The 15,241-nt window shown below is 71.3% G+C and carries 13 protein-coding genes; 3 read left to right on the top strand and 10 right to left on the bottom strand.

Annotation, left to right across the window (positions count from 1 at the left end; genetic code table 11):
* Nucleotides 1–45: 45 nt before the first annotated feature.
* Complete coding sequence (locus JOL79_RS13200; protein WP_210156072.1) at nucleotides 46–1,887, bottom strand: phosphatidylglycerol lysyltransferase domain-containing protein; 1,842 nt, start codon at nucleotides 1,885–1,887, stop codon at nucleotides 46–48.
* A 126-nt stretch (nucleotides 1,888–2,013) separates the two neighbouring features.
* On the opposite strand from JOL79_RS13200, the gene JOL79_RS13205 reads away from it, so the two are divergent.
* On the top strand, nucleotides 2,014–3,312 hold the full coding sequence (locus tag JOL79_RS13205; protein WP_210156073.1) for an alpha/beta hydrolase: 1,299 nt from the start codon (nucleotides 2,014–2,016) through the stop codon (nucleotides 3,310–3,312).
* 14 nt (nucleotides 3,313–3,326) lie between these two features.
* On the opposite strand, the gene JOL79_RS13210 is transcribed toward JOL79_RS13205, so the two are convergent.
* The 4 genes from JOL79_RS13210 to purN form a co-directional block, all read right to left on the bottom strand.
* On the bottom strand, nucleotides 3,327–4,172 hold the full coding sequence (locus JOL79_RS13210; RefSeq protein WP_210156074.1) for a bifunctional methylenetetrahydrofolate dehydrogenase/methenyltetrahydrofolate cyclohydrolase: 846 nt from the start codon (nucleotides 4,170–4,172) through the stop codon (nucleotides 3,327–3,329).
* A 32-nt stretch (nucleotides 4,173–4,204) separates the two neighbouring features.
* Nucleotides 4,205–4,375 (bottom strand): hypothetical protein, encoded by a 171-nt coding sequence (locus JOL79_RS13215; RefSeq protein ID WP_210156075.1) that lies wholly within the window; start codon nucleotides 4,373–4,375, stop codon nucleotides 4,205–4,207.
* A 161-nt stretch (nucleotides 4,376–4,536) separates the two neighbouring features.
* Nucleotides 4,537–6,078 (bottom strand): bifunctional phosphoribosylaminoimidazolecarboxamide formyltransferase/IMP cyclohydrolase, encoded by a 1,542-nt coding sequence (gene purH / locus JOL79_RS13220; protein ID WP_210156076.1) that lies wholly within the window; start codon nucleotides 6,076–6,078, stop codon nucleotides 4,537–4,539.
* Nucleotides 6,075–6,734, bottom strand: coding sequence for a phosphoribosylglycinamide formyltransferase (gene purN, locus JOL79_RS13225; protein WP_210156341.1), 660 nt, complete (start codon nucleotides 6,732–6,734; stop codon nucleotides 6,075–6,077). Before purN ends, purH begins: the two co-directional genes overlap by 4 nt.
* Before the next feature lie 162 nt (nucleotides 6,735–6,896).
* Here purN and JOL79_RS13230 point away from each other — a divergent pair, with 162 nt between their 5' ends.
* Entirely contained in the window at nucleotides 6,897–7,301 is a 405-nt protein-coding gene (locus JOL79_RS13230) for a hypothetical protein (protein WP_210156077.1), read from the top strand.
* A gap of 45 nt (nucleotides 7,302–7,346) precedes the next feature.
* On the opposite strand, the gene JOL79_RS13235 is transcribed toward JOL79_RS13230, so the two are convergent.
* The 4 genes from JOL79_RS13235 to icmB form a co-directional block, all read right to left on the bottom strand.
* The gene (locus tag JOL79_RS13235) at nucleotides 7,347–8,984 is read right to left on the bottom strand and encodes a cell division protein PerM (protein ID WP_210156078.1); all 1,638 of its coding nucleotides are present in this window, start codon (nucleotides 8,982–8,984) and stop codon (nucleotides 7,347–7,349) included.
* A 138-nt stretch (nucleotides 8,985–9,122) separates the two neighbouring features.
* Entirely contained in the window at nucleotides 9,123–9,998 is an 876-nt protein-coding gene (sucD, locus tag JOL79_RS13240) for a succinate--CoA ligase subunit alpha (protein ID WP_210156079.1), read from the bottom strand.
* Nucleotides 9,998–11,179 (bottom strand): ADP-forming succinate--CoA ligase subunit beta, encoded by a 1,182-nt coding sequence (gene sucC, locus JOL79_RS13245; protein ID WP_210156080.1) that lies wholly within the window; start codon nucleotides 11,177–11,179, stop codon nucleotides 9,998–10,000. The genes sucD and sucC overlap by 1 nt, the downstream gene beginning before the upstream one ends.
* A gap of 169 nt (nucleotides 11,180–11,348) precedes the next feature.
* The gene (icmB, locus tag JOL79_RS13250) at nucleotides 11,349–11,750 is read right to left on the bottom strand and encodes a coenzyme B12-dependent isobutyryl CoA mutase small subunit (protein WP_210156081.1); all 402 of its coding nucleotides are present in this window, start codon (nucleotides 11,748–11,750) and stop codon (nucleotides 11,349–11,351) included.
* Nucleotides 11,751–11,942: 192 nt separating this feature from the next.
* On the opposite strand from icmB, the gene JOL79_RS13255 reads away from it, so the two are divergent.
* The gene (locus JOL79_RS13255) at nucleotides 11,943–12,842 is read left to right on the top strand and encodes a hypothetical protein (protein ID WP_210156082.1); all 900 of its coding nucleotides are present in this window, start codon (nucleotides 11,943–11,945) and stop codon (nucleotides 12,840–12,842) included.
* A 66-nt stretch (nucleotides 12,843–12,908) separates the two neighbouring features.
* Here the strand turns inward: JOL79_RS13255 and pcrA are convergent, their stop codons facing one another.
* Nucleotides 12,909–15,149, bottom strand: a complete 2,241-nt coding sequence (pcrA, locus tag JOL79_RS13260; protein ID WP_504739988.1) for a DNA helicase PcrA — start codon at nucleotides 15,147–15,149, stop codon at nucleotides 12,909–12,911.
* Between the last annotated feature and the right edge of the window lie 92 nt (nucleotides 15,150–15,241).

A 15,241-nucleotide genomic window follows, 5' to 3' on the forward strand; every position in this document is an offset into this window, starting at 1 on the left:
CCGCCGTCCACCAGGCCGGCTACGCGAGTCCGGCTATACGGCCGTCTACCCGGCCTCGCGGTGGACGGGCGGGTCGCCGTCCGGCCCGGACACGGCCCCGGCGGGCCGCCGCAGCGCCTCGACCTCGGGCCGCCCTGACCGCCGCCCCAGCCGTACGGACAGGCGGGCGAACCGCGGGCGCGGCAGGCCCGGCGTCAGGAACGCCTCGGCCCGCAGCGCGGCGAGGCCGATGCGCGGCAGGTCGCGGGCCGTGGGATAGACGAGGAAGCGGGGCTCCCAGCGCGGCTGAAACTTGGCGTTGAAGCGGTAGAGCGACTCGATCTGGAACCAGCGCGACAGGAACACCAGGACTCCGCGCCAGGCGCGCAGCACCGGCCCCGCGCCGAGCCGCTCGCCGCGGGCCAGGGTGGAGCGGAACATCGCGAAGTTGAGCGACACCCGGGCCACGCCGAAGCCCGGTGCGGCCTGGAGCGCCTTGACGATCAGCAGTTCGTTGAGGCCGGGGTCGGCCTGCCGGTCGCGGCGCATCAGGTCGAGCGAGACGCCGTCGCCGCCCCACGGCACGAAGTGCAGGACCGCGCGCAGATCCCCGCCCGGCCCGTCCCCTGGGTCCCTGTGCGCGGTGACCACCAGGCATTCGCCGTCCGCCGGGTCGCCGAAGCGGCCGAGCGCCATCGAGAAACCGCGCTCGGTCTCCGTCCCGCGCCAGGAGTCGGCGGCCGCCCGGACCCGGTCTCTCTCTCCCCCGCTGAGGTCGGCCGCCCGCCGGACCCGGCAGGTGTAGCCCAGCCGCTCGACCCGATTGGCCATCTGCCGGACGTTGCGCATGGCCCGGCCGTCGAGTGTGAACCCGGCGACGTCGACCACGGCCTCGTCGCCGAGTTCGAGCGCGTCCAGGCGGCCCTCCCGCGTCCAGACCTCGCCGCCCCTCTCGCTGCACCCGATGACGGCGGGCACCCACGCGTGCCGGGCCGCCTCGTCCAGGAACCGGCGGATCGCCCCCGGCCACGCCTCGACGTCGCCGATCGGGTCACCGCTGGCCAGCATGACCCCGGCGACGACGCGGTAGCAGACGGCCGCCTTGCCGGACGGGGAGAAGACGACGCTCTTGTCGCGCCGCAGGGCGAAGTAGCCGAGCGAGTCCTGTCCGCCGTACCGGGCCAGGAGGGCGCGCAGGCGCTCCTCGTCCTCGGGGCCGAGCACCGCGACCGGCCGTTCCGGCCGCAGGAACAGGTAGATCGTGGTCACGGCGGTGAGCGCGCCCAGCCCGGCGAGCGAGTAGTAGACCATGTCGGCCACGCGCTCGACGGAGAACTGGACCGGCCCCTCCAGCCCGAACAGGCCGAGGACCACATGTCGCAACTGGTCGCCCACCGACGGACTGCCGATCACTGACCTGCTGTGCCACGCCACCAGCGACCAGCCGATGACGATGTCGGCGGCGCCGAGGCCGACCAGGTTGCCCAGCGCGCGCCAGCGCGAACGCGGATCGGACAGCGCGGAGAACTCGCGCCGGTTGGCCAGCAGCACGGCGAACAGTCCCAGGCTGACCGCGGCGGCCAGCGGGTGCCGCCAGCGCAGGGCCTCGACGACGGCCCCCAGCGGCAGCAGCACCACGACGGCCCGCCACGCCCGCCGCTTCCTCCGCCGCAGGGCGTGGGCCAGCATGATGAGCAGGATGCCGACGAGCAGCGTGGCCGCCTCGGCCAGCGTGGTGACGCTGCCGGGCAGCACGCTCGCCAGCTCGCTGATCCGGCTCGTCCGGAAGTGCGGGACGACCCCCTTGAGGATGTCCAGCGCGCCGATCAGCGCCGCGGCGGCGCCCGCGGCGGCCGGAACCCACGGGCGGGAGGTCCCGCCTCGCTCCCTGGGTGTCGGACGGCTCACGGAACGAAACAATAAATGGCGAAATGGTCGCTCGGAGCCCAGTCCGCCAACCTTAACCACGCCCTTACGCCCGGCGAGTAGTTTTGCTTAAGCCTGCGACGAGGGGGACGGCGGGGAGAGCGCGCGTTGGAACTGACTGCGAAGAAAGTACAGATCCTGTTCGTCATACTCGCCGTCGCGAGTCTCGCCGCGACCGTGTGGCTCTGGCCGCGGCTGAGCCGCCCGACCATCGGCTCGGTGGCCGCCCGCGCCGGCGTGCTGGTGGCGGACCAGCTGGTCACGCTGGTCGCCATCGGCGTCGTCGTCAACGCCTACTTCGGCTTCTACGGCTCCTGGGGCGACCTGTTCGGCACCGACGCCGCCACCGCGGCGCCCGCGATCGCCTTCGGATCCGGAATCGCGACGGGAGGAGCGGCGAACGTCAAGGTGCTGAGCGGCAAGCCCGTGCTGGTACCGGACGGCAAGGCGGGCGCGTTCGGCGGCCGGATCGAACAGGTCCTGATCAATGGCGCGCGGACCGGACTCAGCTCACCCGGGTATGTCTATTTGCCGCCCCAATATTTCGAAAAGAAATACGCCCAAACGCGGTTTCCCGCCATATTGGCGCTCACGGGCTACCCAGGTGACGCGCTCAACCTCGTGACCCGGCTCAACCTGCCCACCGTCGCGGCCACGTCGATCCACGCCCATCAGATGGCGCCGACGATCCTGGTGCTCATGCGGCCGACGGTCGTGCCGCCCAGGGACACCGAATGTGTGGACGTGCCGGGCGGCCCCCAGGTGGAGACGTACTTCACCCGGGATCTGCGGCAGGCGGTGGCGGCCGCCTACCGCGTGGGCACGGACGCGGCGAACTGGGGCGTTCTCGGCGGCTCGACCGGCGGATACTGCGCGCTCAAGATGAGCATGCGTCACCCCGAGGCGTTCTCGGCCGCGGTCTCCCTGTCCGGCTACTACCACACCCTGGTCGACGTGACCACGGGCGACCTGTTCGGCGGCAGCACGGCCCTGCGGGACGAGAACGACCTGATGTGGCGGCTGGCACACCTGCCCAGCCCGCCGATCTCGGTCCTGGTGACCACGAGCCGCCAGGGCGAGGGCGACTACGACACGACCGAGCGGTTCCTGTCCGCCGTCAAGCCGCCGATGCAGGCCGCGTCGCTGATCCTGCCGAGCGGCGGACACAACTTCGCCACCTGGAACCGGGAGCTGCCCCAGGCCCTGCCCTGGCTCGCCCAGCAGCTGCACGCCCCGGCCCGGCCGGGCTCGACGCCCGCCGCGTCGGGTCACCCGTCGCCCGCCGGCCACCGGCCGTCCCCGTCGCCGCGGGGGCGGAAATCCGCCCCGCCGCACGCGAAGAAGCCACACGGGAAGAAGTCACAGGAGAAGGCGCGGAAACACCCGGCACGGCACCGGCCCGCGTGAGGCCGGACGGGCGGTCAGCGGCGCTCGGCCGCCTCGACGACGTTGGCCAGCAGCATGGCGCGGGTCATCGGCCCGACGCCGCCGGGGTTGGGCGAGAAGAACCCGGCGACCTCGCGCACCTCGGGCGCCACGTCTCCGGCGAGCTTGCCGTCCAGCCGGGAGACGCCGACGTCGAGCACCGCGGCGCCCGGCTTGACCATGTCGGGGGTCACCAGGTGGGGCACTCCGGCGGCGGCCACCACGACATCGGCGTTCCTGACGTGGGCCGCCAGGTCGCGGGTGCCGGTGTGGCAGAGGGTGACGGTGGCGTTCTCGCTGCGCCGGGTGAGCAGCAGGCCGAGCGGACGGCCCACGGTGATGCCCCGCCCGATCACCACGACCTCGGCGCCCTTGAGCGGCACGCCGTACTCCTCCAGGAGGACCACGATGCCGCGGGGGGTGCAGGGCAGCGGCGCGTCGACCATGTGGACGAGCCGGCCGAGGTTGACCGGGTGGAGGCCGTCGGCGTCCTTGGCGGGGTCGATCCGCTCGATGAGCGACTGGGTGTCGAGGTGGCGCGGCAGCGGGAGCTGGACGATGTAGCCGGTGCAGGCCGGGTCGGCGTTGAGCTCGTCGATCGCGGCCTCGACCTCGGCCTGCGTCGCGCTCTCGGGCAGATCCCTGCGGAGGGACGCGATGCCGACCTCGGCGCAGTCGCGGTGCTTGCCGGCCACGTAGATCTGGCTGCCCGGATCGTCGCCGACCAGGATGGTGCCCAGCCCGGGGGTGACTCCCCCCGCCGCCAGGGCCTTCACCCGCTCCGCCAGCTCTCCCTTGATCTTGGCGGCGGTGGCCTTGCCGTCCAGAATCTGCGCGCTCATGGCTCCCAATCCTGCCATGCCCTCGATTCCGGCTAGTTGGCGCCTTCGCGGCGTTCGATGATGCGCCGGGTGAAGGGGATGAACTCGACCACGCGCCAGCCGAAGTAGGCGGCCAGGCCGGCGATGGGCAGCAACGCGACCGGGCTGGCCCACAGGCCGTGCATCAGCGCGTAGGAGTTCACGACCAGGTCGAGCAGAGGCATGAAACAGCTCCGTGCGGGAAGTGGAGTGGGTTTTCACAGTAACCGGCCATCCCGGATGCCCGTGCCGTTTCTCCTCCAAAAGCCGCGACGGCCGCCACCCTGAGGGCGGCGGCCGCCGACAGACGCAGCGCGGATCCGGCGGATCCGGCGGATCCGGCGGATCAGTGGAAGAAGTGCCGGGTGCCGGTGAAGTAGAGCGTGATGCCCGCTTCCTTGGCCGCCTCGATGACCAGCTCGTCGCGGATCGAGCCGCCCGGCTCGACGATCGCCTTCACGCCCGCCTCGGCGAGCACCTGCAGGCCGTCCGGGAACGGGAAGTAGGCGTCGGAGGCGCCCACCGACCCGGTCGCCCGCTCCCCGGCCCTGGAGACCGCGAGGCGGGCCGAGTCGACCCGGTTGACCTGTCCCATGCCCACGCCGACGGTGGCGCCGCCGGACGCCAGCAGGATGGCGTTCGACTTGACCGAACGGCACGCCCGCCAGGCGAACGCCAGATCGGCGAGGACCTCGGCCGGCGCCGCCTCCCCCGTCTTGAGCTCCCATGTGGACGGGTCGTCGCCGGACGCGTCGAGACGGTCTACCGTCTGCACCAGCAGCCCGCCGTCGATCCGGCGGAACTCCGCGGCGTCGGCCGGGCCGTCCGGACAGGCCAGCAGCCGGATGTTCTTCTTCTCCCGCAGCACCGCCAGCGCCTCGGGCGCGAACGACGGCGCGACCACGACCTCCGTGAAGATCGGGGCGATCTGCTCGGCCAGCTCCCGGGTGACCTCGCGGTTGACCGCGATCACACCGCCGTAGGCCGACACCGGGTCGCACTCGTGCGCCTTGCGGTGAGCCTCGACCACGTCGTCGCCCACGGCGATCCCGCACGGGTTGGCGTGCTTGATGATCGCGACGCAGGGCTGGTCGAAGTCCCAGGCGGCCCGCCAGGCGGCGTCGGCGTCGACGTAGTTGTTGTACGACATCTCCTTGCCGTGCAACTGCTCCGCGCTCGCCAGGCCGTCCCGGCCGCCGACGTAGAGGGCGGCCCGCTGGTGGGGGTTCTCGCCGTAGCGCAGCGACGCCTTCCGCTCCCAGGTGGCGCCCATGAAGGACGGCCAGTCGTCGTCGGGCACGTACGCGTTGGCGAACCAGGACGCGACCGCCACGTCGTAGGAGGCGGTGTGGGCGTAGGCCGCCGCGGCCAGCCGCTTGCGGGCGGTCAGGGTGAAGCCGCCCTCGGCGACGGCGGCGAGCACCTCGCCGTAGGAGGCGGGGTCGACGACCACGGACACCGTGCCGTGGTTCTTGGCCGCCGCGCGGATCATCGCGGGCCCGCCGATGTCGATCTGCTCGACGCACTCGGCGTCCGAGGCGCCGGAGGCGACCGTGGCGGCGAACGGGTACAGGTTGACCACGGCGAGCTGGAACGCCTCGATCTCCAGCTCGTCCAGCTGCTTGACGTGCGACGGGTTGCCGCCGTCGGCGAGCAGGCCGGCGTGGACCCGTGGGTGCAGCGTCTTCACCCTGCCGTCGAGGCACTCGGGGAAGCCGGTGAGCGACTCGACCTTGGTCACCGGCACGCCGAAGGACGCGATCGCCGCCGCGGTGCCGCCCGTCGAGACGATCTCCACGCCGGCGGCCTCCAGTCCGCGCGCCAGCTCCTCCAGCCCGGTCTTGTCGTATACCGCGATCAGCGCGCGCCGGATGGCGATGCGGGTCACTTCGTGGTCCTCCCTTGTTCCTGGGTTGTCGGGGCGCTCGCGCCGGCGTCGTCCGGCCGCCCGAGCCGGACGGTGCGCCGGGTCACGGTCCACCCCTCGCGGGCCATCCGGCCGACGATCTCGACGAGCAGTCTGCGCTCGACCCCCTTGATGCGCTCGTGCAGGGTCTCCTCGTCGTCGTCCTCCCGTACGGCCACCGCCTCCTGGGCGATCACGGGACCGGTGTCGACTCCCGCGTCCACCAGGTGGACGGTGCAGCCGGTCACCCGCACGCCGTACGCGAGCGCGTCGCGGACGGCGTGGGCGCCCGGGAAGGCGGGCAGCAGAGCCGGGTGGGTGTTGACGACGGGGACCGAGCCGAGCACGCGCGGGCCGAGGATCTTCATGAATCCGGCCGAGACCACGAGGTCGGGCTTGTATTCGGCGATCCGCGTGGCGAGGCTCTCGTCCCAGGCGTCACGGCCGGGATGGTCGGCCACGCGCTCCACGAACGTCGGCACCCCTGCCCGCTCGGCGCGGGCGATTCCCTCGATGCCGTCGCGATCCGCGCCGACGGCGACGATCTTCGCGCCGAAGGCGTCGGCACGCACGGCGTCGAGCAGGGCTTGTAGGTTGGTCCCCGACCCCGAGACGAGGACAACGAGCCGGAACGTCAGGGCGGAACTCCTTTGCGAGCGGACATCGTTTTGCAGGTGATTGCCGGGAGATGGTTCCGTGGTGGTGGCTGGGCGGACGTCTCCCGACGCAGGTAAAGGGTATCCGGCGGCGCCCACCCCACCCACGACGGCCCGGCCCCGAACGAACGAGGCGAGGAGAACGTGACAACACCCCTACAGACGCAGGCCCCTCCGACCGGAGGGCGCCGGTCGCTCACCCTCGCCGTCGCGGCGGTGGTCTTCACGCTGCTGCTGCCCGTCGCGGGGCTGGCGCTCTCCGTCTTCGCGATCCTCATCGCGATCCGCGACCTGCGCGCGCTCCAGCGGGCCCGGCAGGGGGTCGGCATGGCAGTCGGGGCGGTGGCCCTCTCCTCGATCGCGTTCCTCCTCGGCGCCGCGATGACCGCCTTCCAGCTGTACTTCTCCGCCGAGCTCTCGGCGTACACCGAGTGCAGGAAGGGCGCGGACACGGTGGCCGCCCGGCAGGACTGCTCCGAGCAGTTGGTGCGGGCGTTCGAGGACAAGCTGGGCGTGCCGTGGCCCTCGGGCATTCCCGCCCCCTCCTGACCGCGGATCGCCCTCCGGGCGTCCCCCGAAGAGATCCGTAACAGATCAGTCCCGGTCGAAGGCGTAGGGGTCGACGTAGATGACGTGGCCCCCGCGGTCGTCGGTCTCGTCGACGATGTCCTTGCGCGGGGGCGGGTTGTCCCGGGCCGGCCGGCCTCCGGGCCTCCCCCGCTCCCGGGACGTCCCGGTCACGTCGTCGAACGTCCGGGCGGTGGCCGCGGCGTGCTCGTCGGTCCAGTCGTCCCTGACGACCGGGATGGGCTGGGTGTCGGCCTCGGTGGCGTCGAGCCAGTGACCGGGCAGCACGCGTGCCCGGCGATCGGCGGCCCGCACCCGGCCTGCGGCCTTCACGATGACGGCCCCGGCCTTCTTCACCGGCTCGGGCGCGGCCACCGGCCGCCGCGAGATCAGCCACCAGTTCGCGAGCCCCGCCGAGATGCCCGCGGCCACGCCGACCTCCAGCGCGACCGACAGGGCGACCTCCCACGGCGACGGGCCGACGGCGGACAGCCGTGCGCCGCCGAGCGGGCCGCCCGAAAGGGCCGCCAGCGCCCCGGCGACCGCGCCCGACGTCAGGCCGCAGGCGAACCCCCACAGCGGGGCCGCCTCCAGCGTCGGGGTCGGCGCGGTGCGGGCCACCAGCACCCCCGCCACGGCCCCGGCCGCGAACGGCACCGCGATGACCCCCATCACCCAGCTCGGCGTCGCGCCCGGCGGGGGCAGCGCGCCCAGCAGCGGCAACGCGGGCACGGCGGCGAGTTTCACCCCCGTGGGGGCCACCAGCGTGCCGGTGCCCACCGCGAACCCGGGGCCCGCGATGTAGGACAGGCCCCAGATCGCCGCGTTGATCAGGTAGAGGCACTCGACGAGCACGAGCAGCAGGCCGCCGACGAAGCCGGGGCTGAGGACGTCGACCACGCCCCGCATCTCCCCGAAGTTCACCGCGATCGCGGTGAGCACGAGCAGCGAGCCGGCCACGAGCAGCACCGTCACCGCGACCGCCGTGCCGACGACCATCGACCGCGGGCGCTCGGGGAGCAGCCGCAGCATCGCCTTCCACGGCCCGATCGTGCGGGCGGTGGCCAGCGAGCCGGCCACGAACGCCAGCACCAGGTGGCTGACGAGCGCCTCGGCCAGGAACGGCTGAGTGGCCTGGCTCCGGGCGATCAGCGCGATCATGCCCGCGAGCAGCGCATACGGCGCGGCCAGCGAGATGCCCGCCTGCGCGATCAGCACGAGCTGGGCCCGGCGGCGGGCGTTCTCCAGGTCGCGGGGGGTGCCCTTGGGCAGCCGGGCGGGCATCCTGACCCGGAGGTCGGCGTCCCGCGCCATCCACAGCCCGGCCCGGTAGAGCAGGGCGCCCGGCAGGACCATGAGGCCGATGGGCAGCAGGCCGACCCGGCCGCCGGGGATGGCGAAACCGGCGTGGTGGGCGGCCAGCCAGAGCTGGCAGGCCGTACGGAAGACCCCGGAGAGTCCCTCACCGAACGGGCCACGGGGCGCGGCGATCCAGCCGACGAGGGTCAGCATGGTCAGGACGGCGAGCCCCACGCCGAGCGTCCAGACGGCGGCCAGCATGCCGGAGACGGGCAGGGGACGGCGGGGCTCCTCGTCGTCGCCGGTGGAGACGCGGCTCAGGACGGTTCGGGGGCCGGACCTGAGTTGATCGAGAAAACCCGTCACGTTACCCCATGCTTCCAGCGCGGCCCGCGAAGCGCGCGCAGACACGCCGCCCGGCGTTCCGCGCCACGCACGTCGTTGATCCCGCGCGGGAGGTGCGCGGGATCACGACGACGGATCTCCCAGCGAAGTCGGCGGGAGTCAGCGGGACTGCATGATCTCCCGCATGAGACGGGCGGTCTCGCTCGGCGTGCGGCCGACGCGGACGCCGACCTTCTCCAGCGCTTCCTTCTTGGCCTGGGCGGTGCCGGCCGAGCCGGAGACGATGGCGCCTGCGTGGCCCATCGTCTTGCCCTCGGGCGCGGTGAAGCCGGCCACGTAGGCGACCACCGGCTTGGTGACGTGCTGCTCGATGAAGGCCGCGGCCCGCTCCTCGGCGTCGCCGCCGATCTCGCCGATCATCACGATGGCGTCGGTGCCCGGGTCGTCCTGGAACGCCTGGAGGGCGTCGATGTGCGTGGTGCCGATGACCGGGTCGCCGCCGATGCCCACGGCCGTCGAGAAGCCGTAGTCGCGCAGCTCGTACATGAGCTGGTAGGTCAGCGTGCCCGACTTCGACACCAGGCCGATGCGGCCGGGGGTCGTGATGTCGGCCGGAATGATGCCCGCGTTCGAGGCGCCGGGAGAGGCGATGCCGGGGCAGTTCGGCCCGATGATGCGGGTCTTGTTGCCCTTCGACACGGCGTACGCCCAGAACTCGGTGGTGTCGTGGACCGGGACGCCCTCGGTGATGACCACGCAGAGCGGGATCTCGGCGTCGATCGCCTCGCGCACCGCGTCCTTGGTGAAGGCCGGCGGCACGAACACGACCGACACGTCCGCGCCGGTCTTCTCGATGGCCTCGGCCACCGTGCCGAAGACCGGCAGGCCCTCGTGGACGGTGCCGGCCTTGCGGGCGTTGACGCCGCCGACGACCCGGGCGCCGGCCGCGAGCATGCGACGCGTGTGCTTGGTGCCCTCCGCGCCGGTCATGCCCTGCACGATGATCTTGCTGTTCTCGGTGAGCCAGATGGCCATTACGCACCTACCGCGGCGAGCTCGGCGGCACGCTTGGCCGCTTCGTCCATGGTGTCCACAAGCTCGACGCGCGGGAGACCCGCGTCGGCGAGGATCTGCCGCCCGAGGGCGGCGTTGTTGCCGTCGAGCCGGACGACGAGCGGGTGGGTGACCTGCTCACCCCTGCTCTCCAGCAGATTGAAGGCGGAGACGATGCCGTTCGCGACGGCGTCGCAGGCGGTGATGCCGCCGAAGACGTTCACGAAGACCGACTTCACCGACGGGTCGGACAGGATGATCTCCAGGCCGTTGGCCATGACCTCCGCCGAGGCGCCGCCGCCGATGTCGAGGAAGTTGGCCGGCCTCGGCTGCCCGGGGAACTCCTCACCCGCGTACGCGACGACGTCGAGGGTGGACATGACCAGACCCGCGCCGTTGCCGATGATGCCGACCGTGCCGTCGAGCTTGACGTAGTTGAGGTGCTTCTCCTTGGCCCGCGCCTCCAGCGGGTCCTCGGCCGCCTTGTCGACGTAGACGCCGTGCTCCGGCTGGCGGAAGCCGGCGTTGTCGTCGAGCGTGACCTTGCCGTCGAGGGCCTTCACCTGGCCGTCGACCGACAGGATCATCGGGTTGACCTCGACGAGCGAGGCGTCCTCGTCCACGAAGACGGCCCACAGCTTCTCGATGAGCTCGGCCGCGCCGTCGAGCGCCTGCTGCGGCAGCCCGCCCGCCTGCGCGATCTCGCGCGCCCTGGCCCGGTCGACGCCGGTGATCGGGCTCACCGGGATCTTGGCGACCTTCTCCGGCGCGGTGTGCGCGACCTCTTCGATGTCCATACCGCCGGAGGCCGAGCAGATGGCCAGGAACGTGCGGTTGGCGCGGTCGAGGAGGAAGGAGAAGTAGTACTCCTCCGCGATCTGGCTGGCCTCCTCGATCAGGACCCGGTGGACCGTGTGGCCCTTGATGTCCATGCCGAGAATGGCCGTCGCCTTCTCGTACGCGTCGGTCGCGTCGTCGGCCACCTTCACGCCGCCGGCCTTGCCGCGACCGCCGGTCTTGACCTGGGCCTTGACGACAACCCGGCCCGTCAGCTGCTCGGCAGCCGCCCGCGCCTCCTCCGCGGTATGCGCGACGATGCCGCGCGGCACCGGGATGCCGTACTCCGCGAAGAGCTCCTTCGCCTGATGTTCGAACAGGTCCACGAGGGTCCGTCCCTTTTGAAGTCGAGGCCGGGCGCCGTCGTCCCGCCCGGCGATTCCGCGCATGAAGCCTAGTCCCAGCCAGGCGGTGGACTCGTCATCGGGGGCTGGAGTGCTCTGTCATCAACACCCCGATCGACCTGACAGAAGACCCGTAAAGTGGCAAACGCCCTCAAACCGACGCGGGCACCGCCGCGCGCACCCACTCAACGATCTCCTGTGTCGTGGCGCCGGGCGTGAAGATCCTCGCGACCCCCATCTTCTCCAGCTCGGGGATGTCGGCCTCGGGGATGATGCCGCCGCCGAAGACCACGATGTCGGCCGCGCCCTGTTCGCGCAGCAGTTCGATGACGCGCGCGAAGAGCGTCATGTGGGCGCCGGACAGGATCGACAGGCCGATGGCCGCCGCGTCCTCCTGGATCGCCGCCTGGACGATCTGCTCGGGCGTCTGGTGCAGCCCGGTGTAGACGACCTCCATCCCGGCGTCCCGCAGGGCCCGCGCCACGACCTTGACCCCGCGGTCGTGCCCGTCGAGGCCGGGCTTGGCGACGACGACCCGAATTCTGGCTTGCATGACGACCTCCCGATGGTGCCCGTCCCACATCCTTACCTGATCCCGCCGCACGCCACCAGGTGGCGGGCCCGCCGCCTTTCCACCATGTCACTTCACTTTCTGTCCGGATTGGCGTGATAAGTTCGTGATCATTAGTCGGGACAATTCCGTGGTCGCTCTTACTCCAGAAAGTACTCACGGGAGGAACCCCCTTTGAAGCGAACAATGGCGGCCCTGGCATGTGCGGCCACCGCCGCACTCATCGCGCCGGCCGTCGCCGTCCCCGCGCACGCGCAGACCTTCGCGCAGGCGCAGGCCCGGGCCGGTGACCCGGTGTCCGCGCTGCGCAAGCAGTTCGTGACCGGCCACGGCGTCCGATTCGCGTCGTCCGGCAAGCTGAGCGTCGCCGGATCCGCGATCAAATACACGGCGAAGGGCGCATTCGCCTTCGGCCGCGCCGGGGTCGGCGCGTCCAACGTCACCCAGAAGGTCAATTACGGCGCCCTGCTCGGGAACAGCGAGAGCATGAAGGGCTTGAACGACCCCACCCGGATGATCGTCATCGGGAGAACGGGGTACATTTCCGGCGGTATTTACGCGAGCCTGCTCCCGGAGGGCAAGACCTGGCTCCGGGTTCCCAATACGAGCCCGGACGCGGTCCTGCAGGCCCTCGGCGGGTTCGTCAACCCCACCGACTGGCGGAACCTCAAGACGGTCCTCGCGAGCACCAAGGCCAAGGGAGCCGGCGGTGTCGTCAACGGCGCGAAGACCACGCTCTACCAGGGCACGATCACGCTGAAGCAGCTCGCCCAGGCCACCCCCTCGCTGAAGCGTGGGATCGCGTCCCTCGGCGGCGACGCCGGCAAGGTCGTGGTGAACTGGAAGGTCTGGGTCGGCTCCGACCAGCTCGTCCGCCGGGTGTCCACCTCGACGGACATCAAGATGAAGGTCGAGAAGTCCTCCATCGTGTTCACCGTGACCGACACCACCGCCTACACCGGATGGGGCACGAAGGTCTCGGTCAAGGCCCCGCCGAAGGCCCAGGTGGCCAATATGTCTGACATCGACGGCACCGTGCCGGACGTTCCGGGCACCATCAACCTGGGTGACTGAGCCCGGCGACTGAGTCTCCGCGGCGGCCGGAGCGCGGCTCGCGCCCGGCCGCCCGCGTGAGCGGCGTCAGAGTTTGTCGATCGGGGCGTAGGCGAGCAGCAGGGTCTTCTCTCCCTCGCTGCCAAAGTCGATCTTCACCCTGGTCTTCTCGGCCACGCCGTCCACACTGACGACCGTGCCGAGCCCGAACGTGTCGTGCGTGACCCGGTCGCCGGGCGAGAGGGCGGGGATCACCCGGCCGCCGGCCTTCGGGGCGGGAGCCGTCCTGGTCTGCCTGGTGGTCGCGGCCGACCAGGCGTTCTTCCCCGGGTCGCCGCGCCAGTCGAGCAGGTCGACGGGCACCTCGGAGAGGAACCGCGACGCCGGGTTGAACGCCGGCGCGCCCCACGAGGACCGTACGGCCGATCTGGACAGGTAGAGCCGCTGCTTGGCCCGGGTGATGCCGACGTAGGCCAGCCGCCGCTCCTCCTCCAGCTCCTTGGGGTCGCTCAGCGAACGCATGTGGGGGAAGACGCCGTCTTCCATGCCGGTCAGGAAGACCACCGGGAATTCCAGGCCCTTGGCGGTGTGCAGCGTCATCAGCGTGACCACGCCGCCGCGGTCCTCGCCTTCGGGGATCTGGTCGGCGTCGGCGACCAGGGAGACCTGTTCCAGGAAGTCGACCAGCGTGCCGTCCGGATTGCCCTCCTCGAACTCGGCGGCCACCGAGATCAGCTCGTTGAGGTTCTCCAGGCGGCTCTCGTCCTGCGGGTCGCCCGACGTCTCCAGCTCGGTGCGGTAGCCGGTGCTGTTCAGCACCTCCTCCGCGAGCTCGGAGATCGGCAGCTCCTTGGCCCGCAGGTCGTCCAGAACGGCGACGAAGTCGCGGATCGCGTTGAGCGACCGGGTGGCGATGCCGGGAGCCTCGGCGGCCCGGCGCAGACCCTCCCAGAAGCTGATCCGCTCGCGGTTGGCGAACGCCTCGACCATTGCCTCGGCGCGGTCGCCGATGCCCCGCTTGGGCACGTTGAGGATCCGCCGCAGCGAGACCGTGTCGTTCGGGTTGGCCAGGACCCGCAGGTAGGCGAGCAGGTCCTTGACCTCCTTGCGCTCGTAGAACCGCACCCCGCCCACGACCTTGTACGGCAGGCCGGTGCGGATGAAGATCTCCTCGAACACCCGGGAGGCGGCGTTGGTGCGGTAGAAGACCGCGACGTCGCCGGGGGCGACCCCGTGATCGTCGGTGAGCCGGTCGACCTCCTGAGCGACGAATATGGCCTCGTCGTGCTCGTTGTCCGCGACGTACCCGACGATCTTGGCGCCGGTGCCCTGGTCGGACCAGAGGTTCTTCGGCTTGCGGCCCTCGTTGCGCGAGATGACCGCGTTGGCCGCGTCGAGGATGGTCTGCGTGGACCGGTAGTTCTGTTCAAGCAGGATCGTCCGCGCGTCGGGGTAGTCGCGCTCGAACTCCAGGATGTTGCGGATCGTGGCGCCGCGGAACGCGTAGATCGACTGGTCGGCGTCGCCGACCACGACCAGCTCGGCGGGCTCCACGCCCTCGCGCACGACCTCGCCGTCGGCGGTGCGCACCTCCGGCCGTCCGACGAGCTCGCGGACCAGCGTGTACTGCGCGTGGTTGGTGTCCTGGTATTCGTCGACCATGACGTGCCGGAACCGTAACCGGTAGTGCTCGGCCACCTCGGGGAACAGCTGGAACAGCGTGACCGTCAGCATGATCAGGTCGTCGAAGTCCATCGCGCCGGCCTCGGTCAGCCGCCGCTGGTAGGTCCGGTACGCCTCGGCGAGCGTGCGCTCCAGGTGGGTCTGCGCCCGGTCGGCCGCGCTCTCGTAGTCGATGAGCTCGTTCTTCAGGTTGCTGACCTGCGCGGAGAACGAGCGCGGCGGGTAGCGCTTGGGGTCGAGGTCGAGCTCGCGGCAGACCATCGCCATGAGCCGCTGCGAGTCGGCCTGGTCGTAGATGGAGAAGCTGGAGGGAAACCCGAGCCGCTTGGCCTCCCGGCGCAGGATCCGCACGCAGGCGCTGTGGAAGGTCATCACCCACATCGCCTTGGAGCGGGGGCCGATCAGCTTGTCCACCCGCTCCTTCATCTCGCGGGCCGCCTTGTTGGTGAAGGTGATCGCGAGGATCTCCCCGGGCTGGACCCCGCGCTCGGACAGCAGGTAGGCGATGCGGTGGGTGAGCACCCGCGTCTTGCCCGAGCCGGCCCCCGCGACGATCAGCAGGGGACTGCCCTGGTGGATGACGGCCTCCCGCTGTTGCGGGTTGAGACCGTCGAGCAAAGGATGGGTGGCGGCTCGGGTGGACACGTCCTAAGGGTATTGCGGCCCACCGACATCCGGGGCCCACCCGCCTGGCAAGTCACGTTTAAGGTGATGTGCCGGAACTGTGAGAAAGGGCT

The organism is Microbispora oryzae (assembly GCF_017896165.1).
In the GTDB taxonomy this organism is placed as follows: Bacteria; Actinomycetota; Actinomycetes; order Streptosporangiales; family Streptosporangiaceae; genus Microbispora; species Microbispora oryzae.

Coding starts and splice junctions, on each gene's coding strand:
- JOL79_RS13215 (WP_210156075.1), bottom strand. CDS start 4,375: ATGCCTCTGCTCGACCTGGTCGTGAACTCCTACGCGCTGATGCACGGC.
- JOL79_RS13210 (WP_210156074.1), bottom strand. CDS start 4,172: ATGAGCGCGCAGATTCTGGACGGCAAGGCCACCGCCGCCAAGATCAAG.
- sucD (WP_210156079.1), bottom strand. CDS start 9,998: ATGGCCATCTGGCTCACCGAGAACAGCAAGATCATCGTGCAGGGCATG.
- icmB (WP_210156081.1), bottom strand. CDS start 11,750: ATGCAAGCCAGAATTCGGGTCGTCGTCGCCAAGCCCGGCCTCGACGGG.